General features: G+C 43.6%; 1 protein-coding gene. It reads right to left on the reverse strand.

Annotated elements, in window-relative coordinates; translation table 11 throughout:
* Nucleotides 1-236 (reverse strand): IS30 family transposase (locus tag AAEY57_RS21130; protein WP_350608800.1); only part of this gene is annotated, 236 nt, incomplete at both ends.

The raw sequence follows: 236 nt of genomic DNA on the forward strand, positions 1-236 counted from the left end.
GAATTGGGTGACCCGCTCTACAATGGTAACAAGGGCGCCTCGATGACCTTTACCTATGACGGTATCTATTTCCCAATCTCCGATACGACCTTTCTTATCAACTATTTGTGGACGTTCTTCAATGCTAACGCGATTTTTTATTTGCCCTCGGTTTGTTTTACCATGACTGCGCTTGTGATATTTCTTACCGTGTCGGCGCAGATGTAGGTATAACTCACCACCTGCTTTTTTATCTT

Origin of the sequence: Pseudoalteromonas sp. MER144-MNA-CIBAN-0113, from assembly GCF_040308965.1 — a bacterium.
Classification (GTDB): domain Bacteria; phylum Pseudomonadota; class Gammaproteobacteria; order Enterobacterales; family Alteromonadaceae; genus Pseudoalteromonas; species Pseudoalteromonas tetraodonis.